Source organism: Butyrivibrio sp. MB2005 (assembly GCF_000424285.1).
In the GTDB taxonomy this organism is placed as follows: Bacteria; Bacillota; Clostridia; order Lachnospirales; family Lachnospiraceae; genus Butyrivibrio.
Map to the genome: position 1 here is coordinate 53,554 of NZ_AUJP01000018.1, position 18,225 is coordinate 71,778.

Genomic DNA, 18,225 nt, shown 5'->3' on the forward strand with positions numbered 1-18,225 from the left:
ATATTACAACTGTTTAAGTTCCACTATTGAATAGGGCTTACCGCCATCATCATTCAGTAAGACAACGCAGCCTGTAAGACTGTCTTCTCCGGCACCTATTACTATCTCAGGATGAATCACATCCCCTAAGTGAGCCTGCTGCCTGTACTCAGCTCTCACCATGAAATCCTGTCTGTTTTTCGCAAGGGTCCTAAGAGAATCAAAATTCTCTTTTCCTGAAAACTCCTCGATAGCCGCAAGCGCAATTCTTATGTACTGACCGTTATTTACATGGTGATTTGTATCAAGATGATGAAGCCCCACCTTCTTTTCTTTTACAGAAAATCGTCTGCCATCCTCAGGCTCTGCAATTTTCCTCGGGGCATACTCCATTGGAAGCTTTTCATCCAATGGATAGGTTTTAATTATATCATCATTTATTCTGTAGGGAGTGCCCTTCTCAAGGTTTATGAGAGACCACACGGAGTTAGCTATTGCCAGCTCTTCTCCGTCCTTAGTTTTCATGAAAAAATTTCTAAGACCCATAAACGCCTTAAGCTCATAGGGAACAGTACCTACGGTAACACTCTCTCCAAGCTTAGGAAGCCTTTTCACATTCACCTGCCAGCTGTTAATAACCCAGGCAATGCCAAGCTTCTCCATCGCTTCCATGGTTGCAGGTCCTTCCTGGGTCTGAAAGGTCGAGCAATCCTGAAAATAATCGATTAGTCCCTCTATAGTCAGAAATCCGTTTATATCGCATTCACTGTATCTGATCCTTGAGTCGAATGAATACATTACTCAGTACTCCTTAGCTGTTTTTTCACTCTTTATGATAACACATATCGAAACCGTAAGAGGCATTAGCATTACAACTGCATACTCATATCTAAAGTCAATGACAGGTGCCGCGACAAGAAGTGTGGCAATCATGGCCGCCTGAAGTATCATGATTACGGCTAGCTTCTTATTCCTGCCATTTTTAAGTACAGCTATCAATGCAAAAATCACAAGCCAGGTATATGCACCGGCGCACCACAGCATTCCGTAAATCGGTACAAAGCTTCCAAGCTTTATCAGTATCTCTTTTCCCTTAATTACGGCTTTTCCGCCAATAAGCGGAGTAGGAACAAGGCCGTGATCATTTGCCATTATTCCATCCACATTTCCAACATCATAGGGAAAATCAGTATACACATATCCGCCCACAAGGTCAAACCATGCCTTTATATAATCAGCAGGATATTTTGCAAAAAGCGTAAGCCACAGCCCAAGATAGGTACCTTTATTATTCTCGATAACTTCAGGATGTCCCGCTCTTACGAGCTCCTTTATATTGTCCGCAAAATCAGGTGCGTAAAGCTCATGAATATAGGTGGTATCTATAACATCCGTGATAAGCTCCATGTCCTCATCACTTAATGCTCTGTCATTAACAAGAACTCTTGCCACCTGCTGAAGAGGGAGTGACAGGGATTCTGTAAAATCAGGCTGAATCACGCCTGCGCTAGTCATGACAGGTCCTTTTATTATGATAACTGCAAGGACTGATGCCGCTACCATAACTGCAATCTTAATCAGGTTATCTCTATAAAAATACAACATAAAGGGAATGCACAGTAAAAATGCATACCATCCGTTTGACCTGAATAATGAAAGAAGCACAAGCAGTACAAACAGCATTATGAGGTCGCTCCACACTCCCCTGTCCTTCTGCGCCATATCGACTAGAAGGCAGCCCGTCAGCATCACAATCCCCGCAAATGGAACATCCTTCCATAAAGTCACTGCAAATACCGCATTAAATGGCACAAGCGCAAAGAATATAAGAGAAAGGACAGGTGCTACGATTCCTCCAACTATTCTTTTTACACGAAGCACCACCGCTCCGCAGCAAAGAGACATAAATATCATCTGCGCTACGGTATAGAAGCTTATGGCTTTATTTATATCTCCCGTTACTGCCAATCCAAGCTTATAGAAGAATGAAATCACAAGGGTATGAGCCACAGGATGGTGGTTGGACCAGGGTGTTACTCCAATTATCTGCTCGTACTGAACAAGAGAATCTGCCGTCATAATTCCCGGGTACTCATATAAAAAATAAGGCAGGTAACATAAAAAGCAGATTACAGCGCTGATGCCCAAAACTTTCAAATCGCTAAAGGGCAGTTCTTTCCTACTCTTCTCTTCCTGCATCATGCCTTTTACAGCCAGGAATGAATAATCCTTGGAAAAAATATTTTTTATTAAAGAAGGCAAATCTTTAAGCCTTACAAATACCAAAAACATTCCGGCGAAAATAATCAGAATTCCAACAAGCCTGAATAATCCGCTGTCGAATCCAAGCACAGCTTTTCTTCCTATAAAAAAAGTCACTGAGCCTGATAAAATAATTGAAGCTGCTCCCCAGAGAATATCCGCCATTTTCCCTTTTTTATCATCATATTTCTCATTTTTCTTACATCTTCCAAGGATCCAGAAAAGCGCGAAATACAAAAGGGTCAGCGGATTCCTTACGGTAATACCTGTAAGAAGCTGTAGTCCCCAGGTACAAATGAAGGCTACAAGCACATTCTTTAATTCATTAATCATTAAACCGTACATATATGCTATAATCCTTTTATATAATTTGGCTGTTGAAAGGAAACCTGCAACCGCATGGGAGAATCTATAAACGCAAACAACAAAATAAAAGCTTTCGAGCTCTTTTATTATATTTACTTCCTGATTCTCTTTGGCGCTCGTGCTATAGGCTTCTATGACGGACAGACTATCTACAATGTGCTTCTTTTGGCAGGTGCCGCCATGTTTGGCATCAAAATCATTTCCACAAGACACACACTGGCAGAATGCCTTATCATAATATGCTTTCTCGGGGCAGGCTCAATTACCTACGCATGTTCCGGCGAGAAAGGTCTTCTTATATACTTTACCATGATGCTGGGCATGAAGGGTATAAATGAGAAAAAAGTAATGCGCCTTGGCCTCTATATCCTTGGCATTTCTTACTTTGTACTTTATGTTCTCTCAATGACAGGCCTTATTCAAGAGCTTAATCACATGAATAACAGAAGCGGTTTTGGCTATATTATGAGACATTCACTGGGCTATCCCTATCCCAATACAACCCACACCACACTTCTGATACTCATAATGCTCTTTTTCTATTTATATAAAGCAGAGAGTTTTTCAAAGCTGGTAAGGGCATCTCTTATTGCAATGCTCCTTAGCTGCTTTATCTATGTATACACCGTAAGTCTTACGGGACTTATTTCTATTTCAATATATCTTGTGGCAAACCTTTATCTCCATGCGAGAAAAGAGCGTTCAAAGCTTGAAAATGCTCTTATCCTCATGCTTTTCCCTGCCACAGTAATCTTTTCAATCGCAGGACCTCTTCTTGCAACAGGAGATGCCTTCGAATTCATGAATAAGCTTCTTCACAAGCGCTACGAATATGCGCTTTATTTCCTGACCAATGAAAAGATCACACCCTTTGGTTCATATTTTGGTGAGACTCCCACAAGCTGGTATATGCTGGATAATTCCTTCTTATACCTTTTCCTGCAGCTTGGAATCGTATCCTTTATCCTGATATGCTCTATCTATCTTGTTTGGATAAAATACATTGTTAAAAACAACAAAAAGCCGGAGCTCGCCATTATGATAACCTTCTGCTTTATTGGCATGAGTGATCCGTTCCTTTTTAACTTAAGCTACAAGAATCTCACTTTTGTTTTCATCGGTGCATGGCTCTACGATACCCTTTCGAAAAAAGCAGAGGACTTCCCGGAGCTTCTTAGAAAAGAGATTATCCTTCTCCCTCTTGGAGAAAAAGAGATCGTCGTTCCGGATATTGCCGACTTTAAGCTCCATAAGGCCTTCGTAAAAACAATAGCTCATATCAGCTGCAACTTTTTAAAGTTTGCCCTGCTTTTTGCAGTTTCATTTATCCTGGCATCAGGCATTTATTATGTGTCAACCACAGAGCCTAAAGTGCTTTACACAAACACCGAGATCGCTGATCCTTACTTTAATCACAAAAATATCGAGATGACTCAGGCTGATGTGGATGCAGCCTTAGCAAAGGGCGACATTGTAGAGGGTTATCACAGCAGTGACCCCACCATGTATATTTTCAAAAAAACAGCCCCGCATATGGAATATATACGGAGCGTCATTACCTGTGGCTTTTTTGCAGGTATCATCTGTGTTCTTATCTTCTCAATTGGCAGATTCATTAGAAAAAGATGATATCTCTTTTACATATTCATCATAGTCCCTGATGTACTCAGCAGCATCATAATGCTCACTGGCAAGTACTAAAAGCACCGAATCCGGGCTAAAATCATACATCTCCTTCCAAACCATGTTGGGGAGATAAATTCCTGTGTTAGGTCTGTTCAGACAGAAAATCGTCTCATTTCCAGCACCATCCAAAACCTTAACCTTACTGGAACCTGCAACATTAATAAGGACGAACTCTGTCCTTCTGTTTGCATGCTTTCCTCTTACAACAGTTGCATCACTTCCATAGATGTAGAATGTTCTTTTGATATCAAAAGGGATGTCCTGTGCACCCTCAACTACTATAAGCTGTCCGCGCTCATCGCCCCTGTCCTGGAACTCTATCATTTTTACGCGATCCATATGATTGATCATTTTCTTAACTCCTATCCGTTTAAAATTTGACGAATCTTAATACTTTTTTAATTGATTCGAATTCCCTTAAAGACTAGAATTAGTATAACGATAAAATACTATAGATTGGGGAAATGTGCAAATTTTATGCACATACAGACATTATGAAATTTAACAAAGATTGGTTTAACAGAAATTGGTTTCCTTACACAATCGCTACCTGCTCTGCGGTAGTTTTATATCTTGTGCTCTCTCACCTGAACGTATTCCTTGGAGCACTGGGAGTTCTTGGCAGATATTTTTCACCTGTAATAACAGGTCTTATCATCGCATATATCATGCATCCCCTTGTGGACCTTTTTGAGAAAAAACTGCTAAAGGGTATCAAAAACGCTGATGCCAAGCGCATATTATCCGTAGTGCTTGCCATAGCGACAATAATACTTGTGATTGTGCTTTTGATGATAGCGCTGATACCTCAGCTCATTGACAGTATTTCAACCTTTATATCCAACCTGGACGGCTATGCCGGTTCCCTTGAATCACTGCTCAATACACTGAGTATAAAGGCAGGAAGCTTCCATCTGGATATTTCCGGTATCACATCCAAGATCAACACTTTCCTGGCACAGTTTGCACAGAAACTGCCGCAGGCCATTGAGCAGGTCATCAATGTTTCTGCCGGAATAGGAAGAAATGTTGTCAACGTGGTACTTGGCTTCATCCTTGCTATATATTTCCTTATGGGCAAGGAAAAGCTCCAGTTTGGATGCAGAAGACTCTTAAAGCAGTTTGTTCCTGCTCCTGCCTTCAAGAGCATGGAAGCATTCCTTGATAAGTGTAACAACATCCTGCTGCAGTACATCGTCTATGATCTTCTTGATGGAATTATCGTAGGAATAATTAACTGGTTCTTTATGCTGATAACAGGTATGTCCTACTCAGTGCTTATTTCAGTGGTTGTAGGAATTACCAACCTGGCCCCCACCTTTGGTCCCATCCTTGGTGCAGTTATCGGCGCATTTATCCTTGTACTGGTTAATCCATTCCACGCTCTGTTGTTCCTTATCTTTACGATAGTGCTTCAGACTGTGGACGGATATATCATTAAGCCCAAGCTTTTCGGAGGATCCTTAAACGTTCCTGCCATTTGGATCCTGGTAACTTTGGTTGTTGGAGGAAGAATGTTCGGCGTTGCAGGCATCATGCTGGCAATTCCGTTTGCTGCTATTTTTAACGTTGTATATACTAACTGGATTGAAAAAAGGGAAGCTGCAGCACAATCAAAGCAGTCTCCCGAAGATGAGGAATAATCTATGCGAGTAGATGAGTACACCTATAAAGATCTCGGTCAGATGATGGACACAATGAAGCGAATGTATGATACCGTCCGCCTTGTTGATCCCATTGAATGCCGCGAGATTACTGTTGACGCATCAGGCGGCGTCCACTACGGAAAAGAATGTCATTCTGTGTGGAATGCTACTTCAAGATGCTCGAATTGCAGCAGCTACAGGGCATGCCTTAGTTCTAACAGACAGAGCAAGGAAGAGATCTATGAAAACAGGCGGCATCTCATCCAGTCCATTCCCATAAAGCTCCTTTTACCCGATGACAACAGCTTTTCATGCGTATTGGAGCTTATAAGTGTTGATACTCAGAACCTCCCTCAGCCGGGAGAAGCTATCGTTCCAATCCTTAATTCCGAGGGCATACAGCTATCTCAGGGCATGACTGATACTGACTATGTAGTAACCCATGACCCTCTGACAAGGCTTTTTAACCTGGATGGAATCTGCCGTGCCATCAGAAAGCTTCTGGTGGACGATCCCGACGTGGATAGACTGCTAATCACAGGAGACATCAGACATTTCCGAGTTCTGAATAAGAGATACGGAAGACAGCGAGGGAACGAAGTCCTCATTGCCATCGCAGATATGCTTAGAAAGCGCTGCGGTTCCGACACGGTATACGGAAGAATTCAGGCTGATCATTTCGTATTATGTATGCCCGAAAACAGATTTGATGAAGGAACTTTCATCGATGCCGTAGAGGAAATAGGCAAGCTTGTAGACAGCGAGAATTATCATCTCTATTTCCACCTTGGCGTTTACAGAATAGATGATCCGGAAATACCTGTAACCACCATGATAGAAAGGGCTGACCTGGCACTTCAGTCCCTTCATGACCAGAGAGAAAATATCCTCACCTTCTACACCAATAAGCTTCTTAAGCAAAGTGAAGACGAAGAGGAATTCCTTAGCACCTTTGAAAATAACCTTTCAGACGGACAGTTCACCATCTATGTTCAGCCCCTCTTTAACTCTGACAAGGCTGTAACCGGCGTGGAAGCCCTGACTAGATGGATAAAGCCAAACGGAACCGTAGTCCCTTCTGAAAAATATATAGGTATCCTTGAAAAAACAGAGCACATCGCTCAGCTGGATTACAAAAACTGGGAGCTTGTTATGCGACAACTGAGCGCATGGCAAAATACCTCAAAATATAACATTATAATGGGTGTTAACGTAACGCCTAAGGTATTTTTCTACATGGATGCTCTAAAGGCCCTTAAGGAGCTTGTAAACAACTATAGGATAGATCCAAACAGACTTGTTCTTGAGTTCTCTGAAGTTGATCTTATGAACGACACTGAGAAACAGTTCGAGCTTATAGATGCATTCCGTGCAGAGGGCTTCAGAGTTGCAATTGACAACTTTGGTATAGGAAATGTATCTCTTAATATGCTTAAGGATGTCCATGCGGAATATGTAAAATTCGACCGCACCTTCATCGCAGGAAGCGAATCGGATCCCCGCAGCAAGATGATCCTGGAATCATCTCTTAAGCTCTGCAAGAGCCTTGGAATGAATGTAGTTGCGGAAGGAATTGAGACTGAGCAGCAATTTGAATACCTTAAGTCCCTTGGCTGTGACAGATTCCAGGGGTACTATCTTGCAAGGCCCATGCCCATATCAGAATTTGAATCAAATTTCTAAATGCTGCCGGTTTCTATACTAAAAAGATAACCCCGGTGGATTGCCCATAAACAATTTAAACCCTGTCCTTGCAGACAGGGTTTTACATTTCTATAACCATCATCATCTAAGCGAAATTCTCGCTACGTCATAAACAATATTTGGAATGTGCTGATACATCATAAACAGAATATTCGCTGCCATGGATACATATACATTCCTCGTTACGAAATAACAAAGAGCAAGGGGCAACGCCAGCATCACTGCTTCAGCAACTCCAAGAGGAAGATATGCACTTCCAAAGCCGCAGAGCAAAAGTCCGATCACAAAGCTAATCATTGTGGAGCCAATGGTATCGAACCTCATGACTGCCTTCCTGTAGTATATCTCACTGGCAATGGGACCAAGGAACATAATAGTGATGGCATAGAGGAGCTCGCCTAAATAGCTGTTCTCCCATGTAATACTGAAGGTTCCATCCAGCATAATTATATTTCTCTGGATAACATTGGTCTTAACCCAGTATAAAGCCAGCATTGCAGCAAAGGTTATGGCAACAGGAATCCAAAACTTTTTGATATTTTTGAAATTAGCGGAAAATTCTTTTATTGAAAAGCTCTCGTGATAATAAACAAGAAGAACGAGATAAAATACAAAGAACAAATAAAGCGTCTTTATCGGGCGCATAATGCACATCACTATAAATAATAGCTCCCACAAAACCGGGAACGCAAAATCCTTCATAAGAGACTTCACAACGCACCTCGCGTTCTTTGCCATTTTAGTAAAAAAACCTCAGAATCAAATTCTGAGGTTTGAACTGGGCTAGTAGGATTCGAACCTACGAAATGACGGAGTCAGAGTCCGTTGCCTTACCGCTTGGCGATAGCCCACCGACAAGAATTGATTATACGTAAGTTATAAAAAAAATGCAAGCACTTTTTTCATAAATTTATAAAAATTTTTTAGTTTCCGCGAAGCGCCTTAAATCAGCACTTCGCAGGTTAATTTAACAGGGAAGTTCCGCTCTCGCTGTCGCTCGCCGGAACACGTTCGCACTAGGCTCAACAATACTTCGCCAAGTGCTCTCAGCCTTCAAAAAGTAAATCAGCGTATGTAGGGAAGGGCCAGTCCTTCTTATCAACAAGCATCTCAAGCTTATCTGCAGGATCTCTTAATGCCACCATTGCAGGCATTACCTTATCCTTGCAGTAGTATGCTCTCTTTCTGGTATCAGAGATGGTTCTTGCCTTCTCCTCATCCTTCTTAAGCTGATCAAGAGCCTTCTTCATAGCCTTTAAGTTATCTGAAATCTCCTTAAGCTCTGCCTTCTCAACAGATGCATCACAACCTGCAGCAGCGATTGCATTTATGTTGATTGCAAGAGTTCCTGCATACTTCATTACAGCAGGAATGATCTGCTTACTAGCCATATCTATCATGGTGAGAGCTTCTATATTAATGGTCTTTGCATAGGTCTCAAAGATGATCTCTTTTCTTGCTTCAAGCTCGGTCTTATTAAATACGCCAAACTTCTTATAGAGATCAACTGCCTTCTTGGTTGTAAGAACCTCTGCTGCCTCGATTGTTGAAGGAATGTTGGGAAGCTTTCTCCTTGCAGCTTCTGCCTTCCACTCATCTGAATATCCGTCACCGTTAAAGATTACTCTCTGGTGATCTGTAAGATATTCCTTGATGATATCATGTACTTCCATGTCAAAATCATCAGCCTTATCAAGTCTGTCTGCTGCCTCACAGAAAGCCTCGGCAACAATTGTGTTAAGGGCTGTATTTGAGCTTGCCATTGAATCCGAGGAACCAACCATACGGAACTCGAACTTATTACCTGTAAATGCAAAGGGTGATGTACGGTTTCTGTCTGTAGCATCCTTCTCAAATTCAGGAAGTGTTGAAACACCGGTCTTAAGCTTTCCGCCGCGCTTAGAACGTCTTGCTTCACCTGTCTCAATAAGCTGCTGAACCACGTCCTCAAGCTGCTCACCAAGGAACATTGAGATGATTGCCGGAGGTGCCTCATCAGCACCAAGTCTGTGATCGTTTCCAACATCAGCAGCACTCTGTCTGAGAATGTCTGCGTGTGTATCTACCGCCTTAACGATACATGCAAGTACGAAAAGGAACTGAATATTTTCATTGGGTGTATCGCCGGGGTCAAGAAGGTTTACACCATTATCTGTGCAAAGAGACCAGTTGTCATGCTTACCTGAACCGTTAACTCCTGCGAAGGGTTTTTCGTGAAGAAGGCATCTCATGTTGTGATGCTCTGCCACTCTCTTCATGGTCTCCATGATGATCTGGTTATGATCTACAGCGATATTTGCTGTCTCATAAATAGGTGCAAGCTCATGCTGTCCGGGAGCAACCTCATTGTGCTGAGTCTTGCCGGGAACACCAAGCTTCCAGAGCTCGTCATTTAAGTCCTTCATGAACTCACCGACACGCTCTCTGATAACACCGAAATAGTGATCCTCCATCTCCTGACCCTTAGGCGGCTGAGCTCCAAAAAGAGTTCTGCCTGTAAAGATAAGATCAGGGCGCTGCAGGCTCTTCTTCCAGTCTACAAGGAAGTACTCCTGCTCGGGACCAACTGATACATTTACTTTTTTTGCTGCTGTATTTCCAAAGAGATGAACAATTCGAAGAGCCTGCTTATTAACAGCCTCCATAGATCGCAGGAGAGGAGTCTTTTTATCAAGAGCCTCTCCATTGTATGAGCAGAATGCTGTGGGAATGCACAGTGTAACACCTGCTCCGCTCTCCTTAAGGAATGCGGGAGATGTGATATCCCATGCTGTATAGCCTCTGGCTTCAAAAGTGGCACGAAGTCCGCCGGAAGGGAAAGAAGAAGCATCAGGCTCACCCTTAATGAGCTCCTTTCCGGAGAAAGATGTCATCATGTGTCCGTCGCCGCGGGCACTGGTAATAAATGCATCGTGTTTCTCAGCTGTGATGCCTGTCAGGGGCTGGAACCAGTGTGTATAGTGTGTAGCACCGTTCTCCATTGCCCAGTTTTTCATAGCGTTAGCAACTACATCCGCTGATGCAAGAGAAAGGTCTCCGCCATTCTCCATAACATCAATCACTTCTTTGTAAACACTCTTTGGAAGTCTCTGACGCATCTTTTCCAAAGTGAATACATTTTTTCCGAATAACTCTTCTACCTTGACCTGCTCGTTCATGCCTACCTCGTTTTCTATTTATGATTTGAAATTACAATATCGCAAATGATTGTACACTAAAAGAATAAAATACTCAATTATCAGATGCGGTATGTACTCTTAAAATATCATACTTCTCGGTTTCCTGATCGAGCTTTATATACAGAACTTCCTTGGGATGAGGGCAGCTCTCAACTTCCTCACCATTTTCATTTATTATTCCAAGTACCTTGGTCTCTATATCACGGCCATCGGGCTTCATGATCTCAATTGTATCTCCAACGGAGAATTTATTTCTCTGCTCTATTCTTGCAAGGCCTCTGTCGTCGACCTCTCCCACGATACCAAGATATGTGTACTCATTTACATAGGTATTGGCATCGTAGATCTGAGCTTCATCAGAGGGCTTACCAAAATAGAAGCCTGTGGTGAACTGCCTGTAGGTACATCTTGAAATCTCATCAAGATACCATGGCATGTTCTGTCTGTATTTTTCCTCTGACTCAAAATAGTCATCGATGGCTTTTCTGTAAGTTCTTGCAACTGTAGCCACATAAAGTGCTGTTTTCATGCGGCCCTCTATCTTACAGCTGTCAACACCAGCTTCAACCAGCTCCGGAATATGCTCTATCATGCACAGATCCTTTGAATTGAAAATAAAGGAACCTCTCTCATTCTCATATACGGGAAGATATTCGCCGGGTCTTGTCTCCTCAACAACCGCATACTTCCATCTGCAGGGATGAGTGCACTCGCCGTGGTTGGCATCCCTGCCGGTGAAATAATTAGACAAAAGACATCTTCCTGAATAGCTAATACACATAGCTCCGTGAATAAAACTCTCTATTTCAAGATCATCGGGAATATTGTCCCTTATCTGCGCAATCTCTTTAAGTGAAAGCTCTCTTGCAGCAACTACTCTCTTAGCTCCAAGATCTGCCCAGAACTTATATGTCTCGTAATTCGTATTATTGGCCTGAGTTGAAACATGAATATCAATCTCAGGACAGATTCTTCTTGCCATCATGAACATGCCGGGATCTGCAATAATAAGCGCATCCGGGCCAAGCTCTTTAAGCTCATGGAAGTATTCCTCTGCTCCCTTAAGATCATCATTGTGGGCAAGGATATTGGCTGTTACATGGACATGAACGCCATGCTCATGGGCAAATTTAATACCCTCTGCCATATCATCATGACTGAAGTTCTTTGCCTTTGCCCTAAGTCCAAAGGAATTTCCTCCTATATAAACTGCATCCGCTCCAAAAATTACCGCAGTCTTAAGTACTTCAAGGCTGCTTGCGGGTATCAGAAGTTCCGGTTTCTTTTTTTCTCTGCTCATTACTTTCCTCTTGCCGAAAATACGGCATCTTTCACTTTATAAATTACAACTTATATGACAGCGCCATGCCATCACCAATATATAAAATTACACTCTCAAGCTCAGGGTCATGCTTAATAGCATACAGATAATCCCGCATTCTCTCATGTATAGTGCGGTTTCTTCTGGTTACGGCAAATCTTGATTCCATAACATCGCCGTCCTGAAGTACATTATCCGACACCAGAAGTCCTCCCTTTTTAAGAAGTCTCTTACAATCCGGTAAAAAGGTCAGGTACTGCCCTTTTGCGGCATCCATAAAAATAAAATCATAGGAATCCGACAAATCCGCAAGAATATCTGCTGCGTCTCCCTCAAGAAGAGTTATCTTTTTATCCTTGTCATATTTTTCAAAATTGCTCCTGGCAACAGGAATCCTTTTTTCGAATTTCTCGATGGTAGTGATCCTAGTATCAGGATCTGTATACTCTGCCATCAGAAGTGCTGAAAATCCAACGGCACATCCGACTTCCAAAATATTCGAAGGTCTCGTCATTGCCATTAAAAATTTCATAAGGCCCTGTGAGTCTTTCCTAATAATCGGAACATTTCCCCCCAGAGCCTCTTTTTCCAATTCATCCAAAAATGGAGCATTACCTCTATCAAGAGAATTGATAAAGGTACGTATTCTTTCTTCGCTAATCACTTATTAGCTGCCTCCGCCTCTTTTTCCTCGATCGTCTTGGCACTCATAACGCCTATGATCTCGTCGGCCTTCTGCGAAGGACTGAGCTCATAAGTACCGGCTGCGATCATTCCGTGATACTCAGAGAATCTCTCCTGAAGCCAGAAAAGATATTTATCATCAACTATCCCTCTGTTTTCAAGGAGTTCTGCAATATCCATAACAGACATCGACTCTGTAACTGAGACGGTAACCGTTCTGGTATCATACTCAGATGCAGGTGACTGATTATAAATATGGTATCCGTAATCATACGCTACCTTTGCATATTTTGATATCATCATTATGGCTACTACAATGAGCAATCCCTTAAAGATGGTATCAAGTAAACCAAGTCCTACGCTTCTTGCACTCATAATAAAATCCTTTAGAAATTATAATCCATGATAATAGGAAGAATCATGGGTCTTCTCTTTGTCTTCTTCCAGATGAAATCCGAAAGGACATCCTTAACAATATTCTTTAACTTGTTCCAATCAGTTATACCACTATCGAGAGCCTCTGTCACCTCATCAAGGACAAGATCAGTTGCATAATCGATCAGCTGATCCGATTCTCTTACATATACAAAGCCTCTTGAAACAATGCTGGGGCCTGAAACAAGCTGAGCATTTTCCTTATCAATGCCAAATACGACGATGACAATACCGTCTTCAGCTAGTCTCTGTCTGTCTCTAAGAACCACATTACCAACATCGCCTACGCCAAGACCGTCAACCAGAATAGCACCTACAGGCACCTTACCTGTAACCTTGGCACTGTCTTCCTTGAGCTCAAGTACGTCACCGGATCTGATAATAAAGATATTATCCTTATCCATTCCAAGGCCCATGGCAATATTTTTCTGAGCAATGAGGTGCTTGTACTCTCCATGCACAGGAATAAAGTACTTAGGTCTTACCAGTGTATGGATGAGCTTGATATCCTCCTGGCAGGCATGTCCTGATACGTGAACATCCTGGAAAATAACATCTGCTCCCTTAACCAGCAGATCGTTGATAACATTCGTTACCGCCTTTTCATTACCCGGTATCGGGTGTGATGAAAAGATAATGGTATCACCGGGTCTTATGCTGATCTTCTTATGCTGACCGCTGGCCATACGACTAAGAGCAGCCATACTTTCTCCCTGGCTACCGGTTGTTATGATAACAGTCTTGTTGTCCGGATAACTCTTAAGCTGTTCCACATCCACAAGAGTATTCTCAGGGATCTGTATACACTCAAGCTTCTGGGCAATATCTATTATATTTACCATACTTCGGCCTTCTACCGCAACTTTTCTTCCGAACTTGTAGGCCGTATTGATGATCTGCTGCACTCTGTCTACGTTAGATGCAAAGGTAGCAACTATTATTCTTGAATTAGCATGCTCTTCGAATAAAGTATCAAATGTTTTTCCAACAGTCCTCTCGGAAGCGGTGAAGCCGGGACGCTCTGCGTTGGTGGAATCACACATAAGAGCCAGCACGCCCTTTTTACCTATCTCACCAAATCTCTGAAGATCAATGGGATCTCCGTAAACCGGTGTGTAATCAACCTTGAAGTCTCCTGTGTGCACAACTATTCCCGCAGGAGAATAGATCGCAAGTGCCGCAGCATCTACGATTGAGTGGTTTGTTCTGATAAACTCTACTCTGAAATCACCAAGATTGATAGACTGTCCGAATTTTACAACCTTACGTCTTACCTTCTTGACAAGGCCGTGCTCCTCAAGCTTGTGCTCAATTATGCCCATGGTAAGTCTGGTTGCATAAATCGGAACATTAAGCTCCTTCAGAACATAAGGAAGTGCACCTATATGGTCCTCATGTCCGTGGGTTATGACAAATCCCTTAACCTTATCCGCATTATTCTTCAGATAGGTAATATCCGGGATTACAAGATCTATTCCCAGCATGTCGTCGTCAGGGAATGACAGACCGCAGTCCACCACAATAATACTGTCCTCGTAACGGAAGGCAGTAATGTTCATTCCAATCTGCTCCAATCCTCCAAGGGGTATCACCTGAAGTCCTGAAGCATCAATATTCGTTTTCTTTTTATTCAATCGGTTTTCCTCCACATTCTTTACAATAACCGTAGAGTTTCACCTCATGATCGATAACTTTAAAACCTGTTTTCTTCGATATCTTGAGTTCGAGGTTCTCCATCATGTCTTCCTCGAATTCAAATACTCTTCCACAGTTTACACAAATTAAATGATGATGGTGGTGCTTCTGACTGCCATCCTTTGACAGATGTACCAACTCATAGCGTTCTACTCCATCATCAAAGTTAACCCGATCGATAAGCTGAAGCTCTTTCAATACCTGAACTGTTCTATAAATAGTCGCAAGTCCTATCTCAGGATTCGACTTTTTTACCAAATCATAAATTTCTTCCACGGTAAGGTGTGCATCGGGATTGATTCCCAGTGTTTCAAGCACAGCAAGACGCTGCGTAGTCACCTTAAGACCGCGCTTTTTTAATAAAGCTTTAAATTCTTCGGATGTAAGTATCTCTCTTTGTGTCTTATTATTCTTCAAAATCCACCCCCGGATTTATAATAAGAATTAATCAAGGCCGATATCGTCCTCTTCCAAAAGCTTTCTGAAAACAACCGCAACTGCTTCCAGTTCCTTATCATCTTCAACTATGGTGTAGTTCGCTTCCTCATCACCTTTTTCGGAATCATCTCTTAAAATCAGAGCTTCACCATCACCATCTTCTACGTCCGTAACCAAAATATAGGATTTTGCCCCTATCATGGTCTGTTCCAACACGAAAAAGTCCACGGGTTCCTCACCCTCCGGACGAAATGTAATTTTTTCCATATTTTGTTTTGCCTCTTTCTAGCCTCTGTTGTCCAGATAATCCTGCAATATGATCTGTGCGGCTATCATGTCGACGTACTCCTTGCGATCGGCTTTCTTTATGCCGACTTCATCCATTATGGTGTCTGCTTCCACCGTCGTAAGTCGTTCGTCCCACATAATAACGGGAAGAGATGTTCTTCTCTCAAGCTTCTCCCTAAATTCTTCAGACAATCCTGAGCGCACTGATTCAGACTGATCCATGTTCAGTGGAAGTCCAAGCACTATCGTCTCGACATCATACTCCTGGATCAGTTCTTCTATACGCGCCAGCGTCTTACGAAGCTTATTCTCTTCTTTTCTACGGATAATCTCCTTGGCCTGAGCCGTTAAAAGCAGCTCATCGCTGATAGCGACTCCCACGGTCTTGGAGCCGTAATCCAAACCCATTATTCGCATTATTTTCTGGACCAGTTGTTGTTCTTAATATACTCTGTGAGCATCTCTTCTACGAGCTCATCACGTTCTACCTTCATGATCAGACTTCTGGCACCCATGTGGCTGGTGATGTAAGTAGGATCACCTGACATGATGTAACCAACAATCTGATTTACCGGATTGTAACCCTTCTCAAGAAGTGCCTCATATACTATTGAAAGTACCTTTTTGACACCAGTCTCCGGCTCTACATCAACCTTGAAAAATTGTGTGTTACCTAAATTCTGATCTGCCATTCACCTTTTCCTCTTTTTTCTTTTTTATATCCAAATGTACTCTCAGTACATTTAAAGCCCGTGTCACAAAAACACTTATCGCATATTACATAGTTAAGTTAATATTAACCCATAAATATTAAATAAGCAATGTATCGTCAGAAAGGAATTCTTTTATCGTTCCCTCTGTGATATCTCCGCTCTTAATATTTTTATCTGCTGCCACCTGCTCAGGTATGGCAACGCGTACATATCTTGAAGTAAAGCCGATAAGGTATTTACGGCCTTTTATCTCTTCAATGTCTTCCCAAAGGATCTTCTCTATCATACCGATGAAGTTCTGACGATAGCTCTTTGACTGCTCCTTTGTCATGGTCAAAAGAACGTTACTTCTCTCAGTTTTTTCTCTGTCTGTAAGCTGATCCTCCATCTTTGCTGCAACAGTGCCTTTTCTTGCTGAATACTTGAAAACATGCATCTCATAGAAATTGATATTCTCCACAAATGCTCTACTCTCTTCAAAGGTCTCCTTGGTTTCTCCCGGGAAACCAACGATTACATCTGTTGTTATGGCAGGCTTATCGTAGGCAAGCCTTAGCTGTCTTACACCTTCTGCGTATTCCTCCGCAGAATAATGTCTGTTCATCCTCTTTAAGGTATCGTTACTTCCGCTCTGGAGTGATAAGTGGAAATGAGGACAAACCTTGGACAATGAAGCCATTTTCTGTGCAGACTCCTGAGTGATGATCCTTGGTTCAAGAGAGCTTAATCGAATTCTCTCAATTCCTTCTATATCATTAAGCTTTGTAAGTAGCTGTAAAAGCTCGCTCTCCCCCCTGTCAAGACCATAGGAACTGATATGGATACCTGTAAGAACAATTTCTTTACAGCCATCCTTAGCAAGAAGCTCAACCTCATTGAGAATATCCGCTTCCTGTCTGCTACGGATCCTTCCTCTTGCATAAGGGATTATGCAATAAGAGCAGAACTGATTGCAGCCGTCCTGGATTTTGATGTAAGCCCTTGTGTGTCCGGGCATCCTTGTAAGCTCCATATTCTCATATCTCTGAGAAGGATCGTTGATATCTGTCATGCAAATTCTTCCGGGGAGCTCACTTGCCGCAGCTTCTTCCTTCTCTTTAAAATATTCATCAAGAACACTTACAATATCAGCCTTCTTGTTATTTCCGACAATGATATCGATGGATTCATCCTCTTTTATCCTATCCTTGTCGGTTTCCACGTAGCATCCGCAGGCAACAACCACACTGCCCGGATTCTTTCTTTTAGCCTTATGAAGCATCTGTCTGCTTTTATGATCTGCTATCTGGGTTACGGAACAGGTATTTATAATATAAATATCGGCCAGTTCATCAAATGCTACAATCTTATATCCGTTTTCTTGTAACTTTTGTCCCATCACATCGGTCTCGTACCTATTTACTTTGCATCCGAGGCTATGCAGTGCGACACTTTTCATATTGAACCTCCATTATTTTTGACGTTTCTATCATTGACTTTTAACGTCCTTCCGTTTACTATTAAGGAAAAGAAGGAGGTATTTGCGCAATGAAAACCGTAAAAATTTCTTTAAACTCTATCGATAAGGTTAAGTCTTTTGTAAATGATATTACAAAGTTTGATTATGATTTTGACCTTGTATCCGGTAGATACGTAATTGACGCAAAATCCATCATGGGTATTTTCTCACTCGATCTTTCAAAGCCGATCGACCTTAACATCCATGCTGAAGATGGCGCCGATGAAGTACTGGCAATCTTAAAGCCGTACATGATCTGATCTAATCAGATCAATTATTTAGAAAACTACTGAAACCTGTGACTTACGTCACAGGTTTTTTTAGTGTAATG

General features: G+C 42.1%; 18 protein-coding genes and 1 tRNA gene. 4 read left to right on the top strand and 15 right to left on the bottom strand.

All coding sequences use genetic code 11. The features are described 5' to 3' along the window. Window positions 1-3: 3 nt before the first annotated feature. Window positions 4-777: an acyl-[acyl-carrier-protein] thioesterase gene (locus tag G610_RS0110790; protein WP_026524803.1), complete on the bottom strand. Its 774-nt coding sequence runs from the start codon at window positions 775-777 to the stop codon at window positions 4-6. A 3-nt stretch (window positions 778-780) separates the two neighbouring features. Beyond that, on the bottom strand, window positions 781-2,586 hold the full coding sequence (locus G610_RS0110795; RefSeq protein WP_026524804.1) for a DUF6020 family protein: 1,806 nt from the start codon (window positions 2,584-2,586) through the stop codon (window positions 781-783). 54 nt (window positions 2,587-2,640) lie between these two features. Here G610_RS0110795 and G610_RS0110800 point away from each other — a divergent pair, with 54 nt between their 5' ends. Continuing rightward, complete coding sequence (locus G610_RS0110800) at window positions 2,641-4,236, top strand: hypothetical protein (protein ID WP_026524805.1); 1,596 nt, start codon at window positions 2,641-2,643, stop codon at window positions 4,234-4,236. On the opposite strand, the gene G610_RS0110805 is transcribed toward G610_RS0110800, so the two are convergent. Then, window positions 4,207-4,644 carry a sugar 3,4-ketoisomerase gene (locus tag G610_RS0110805; RefSeq protein WP_242829643.1) on the bottom strand — a complete coding sequence of 146 codons (438 nt, stop codon included), beginning with the start codon at window positions 4,642-4,644 and terminating at the stop codon, window positions 4,207-4,209. The two genes, G610_RS0110800 and G610_RS0110805, sit on opposite strands and share 30 nt — an antisense overlap. 143 nt (window positions 4,645-4,787) lie before the next feature. On the opposite strand from G610_RS0110805, the gene G610_RS20585 reads away from it, so the two are divergent. Together G610_RS20585 and G610_RS0110815 are read left to right on the top strand one after the other, a co-directional pair. Then, window positions 4,788-5,936 (top strand): AI-2E family transporter, encoded by a 1,149-nt coding sequence (locus tag G610_RS20585; RefSeq protein WP_196809838.1) that lies wholly within the window; start codon window positions 4,788-4,790, stop codon window positions 5,934-5,936. 3 nt (window positions 5,937-5,939) lie between these two features. Then, entirely contained in the window at window positions 5,940-7,622 is a 1,683-nt protein-coding gene (locus G610_RS0110815) for an EAL domain-containing protein (RefSeq protein WP_026524807.1), read from the top strand. 102 nt (window positions 7,623-7,724) lie between these two features. On the opposite strand, the gene G610_RS0110820 is transcribed toward G610_RS0110815, so the two are convergent. The 12 genes from G610_RS0110820 to mtaB all read right to left on the bottom strand — a co-directional run bounded on the left by G610_RS0110820 (window position 7,725) and on the right by mtaB (window position 17,834). Then, window positions 7,725-8,381 (bottom strand): hypothetical protein, encoded by a 657-nt coding sequence (locus G610_RS0110820; protein WP_026524808.1) that lies wholly within the window; start codon window positions 8,379-8,381, stop codon window positions 7,725-7,727. A 40-nt stretch (window positions 8,382-8,421) separates the two neighbouring features. Then, window positions 8,422-8,494, bottom strand: a tRNA-Gln gene (locus G610_RS0110825). Window positions 8,495-8,689: 195 nt separating this feature from the next. After that, window positions 8,690-10,801, bottom strand: coding sequence for a glutamine synthetase III family protein (locus G610_RS0110830; protein WP_026524809.1), 2,112 nt, complete (start codon window positions 10,799-10,801; stop codon window positions 8,690-8,692). A 73-nt stretch (window positions 10,802-10,874) separates the two neighbouring features. After that, the gene (locus tag G610_RS0110835; protein WP_026524810.1) at window positions 10,875-12,122 is read right to left on the bottom strand and encodes a peptidase U32 family protein; all 1,248 of its coding nucleotides are present in this window, start codon (window positions 12,120-12,122) and stop codon (window positions 10,875-10,877) included. Window positions 12,123-12,165: 43 nt separating this feature from the next. Further along, window positions 12,166-12,807 carry an O-methyltransferase gene (locus tag G610_RS0110840; RefSeq protein ID WP_026524811.1) on the bottom strand — a complete coding sequence of 214 codons (642 nt, stop codon included), beginning with the start codon at window positions 12,805-12,807 and terminating at the stop codon, window positions 12,166-12,168. Beyond that, complete coding sequence (locus G610_RS0110845) at window positions 12,804-13,202, bottom strand: endolytic transglycosylase MltG (protein WP_026524812.1); 399 nt, start codon at window positions 13,200-13,202, stop codon at window positions 12,804-12,806. The genes G610_RS0110840 and G610_RS0110845 overlap by 4 nt, the downstream gene beginning before the upstream one ends. A gap of 11 nt (window positions 13,203-13,213) precedes the next feature. Continuing rightward, on the bottom strand, window positions 13,214-14,896 hold the full coding sequence (locus tag G610_RS0110850) for a ribonuclease J (RefSeq protein ID WP_026524813.1): 1,683 nt from the start codon (window positions 14,894-14,896) through the stop codon (window positions 13,214-13,216). After that, window positions 14,889-15,374: a Fur family transcriptional regulator gene (locus tag G610_RS0110855; RefSeq protein WP_242829644.1), complete on the bottom strand. Its 486-nt coding sequence runs from the start codon at window positions 15,372-15,374 to the stop codon at window positions 14,889-14,891. The genes G610_RS0110850 and G610_RS0110855 overlap by 8 nt, the downstream gene beginning before the upstream one ends. Before the next feature lie 27 nt (window positions 15,375-15,401). Further along, window positions 15,402-15,662, bottom strand: a complete 261-nt coding sequence (locus G610_RS0110860; protein ID WP_026524815.1) for a DUF1292 domain-containing protein — start codon at window positions 15,660-15,662, stop codon at window positions 15,402-15,404. A gap of 18 nt (window positions 15,663-15,680) precedes the next feature. After that, a complete protein-coding gene (ruvX, locus tag G610_RS0110865; RefSeq protein ID WP_026524816.1) occupies window positions 15,681-16,100 on the bottom strand; it encodes a Holliday junction resolvase RuvX in 420 nt (139 codons plus the stop codon). Beyond that, window positions 16,100-16,375 (bottom strand): IreB family regulatory phosphoprotein, encoded by a 276-nt coding sequence (locus G610_RS0110870; protein ID WP_026496050.1) that lies wholly within the window; start codon window positions 16,373-16,375, stop codon window positions 16,100-16,102. The genes ruvX and G610_RS0110870 overlap by 1 nt, the downstream gene beginning before the upstream one ends. Before the next feature lie 118 nt (window positions 16,376-16,493). Further along, window positions 16,494-17,834 carry a tRNA (N(6)-L-threonylcarbamoyladenosine(37)-C(2))-methylthiotransferase MtaB gene (gene mtaB, locus G610_RS0110875; protein ID WP_026524817.1) on the bottom strand — a complete coding sequence of 447 codons (1,341 nt, stop codon included), beginning with the start codon at window positions 17,832-17,834 and terminating at the stop codon, window positions 16,494-16,496. An 89-nt stretch (window positions 17,835-17,923) separates the two neighbouring features. On the opposite strand from mtaB, the gene G610_RS0110880 reads away from it, so the two are divergent. Continuing rightward, the gene (locus G610_RS0110880) at window positions 17,924-18,154 is read left to right on the top strand and encodes an HPr family phosphocarrier protein (protein WP_026496052.1); all 231 of its coding nucleotides are present in this window, start codon (window positions 17,924-17,926) and stop codon (window positions 18,152-18,154) included. The last annotated feature ends 71 nt before the right edge of the window (window positions 18,155-18,225 follow it).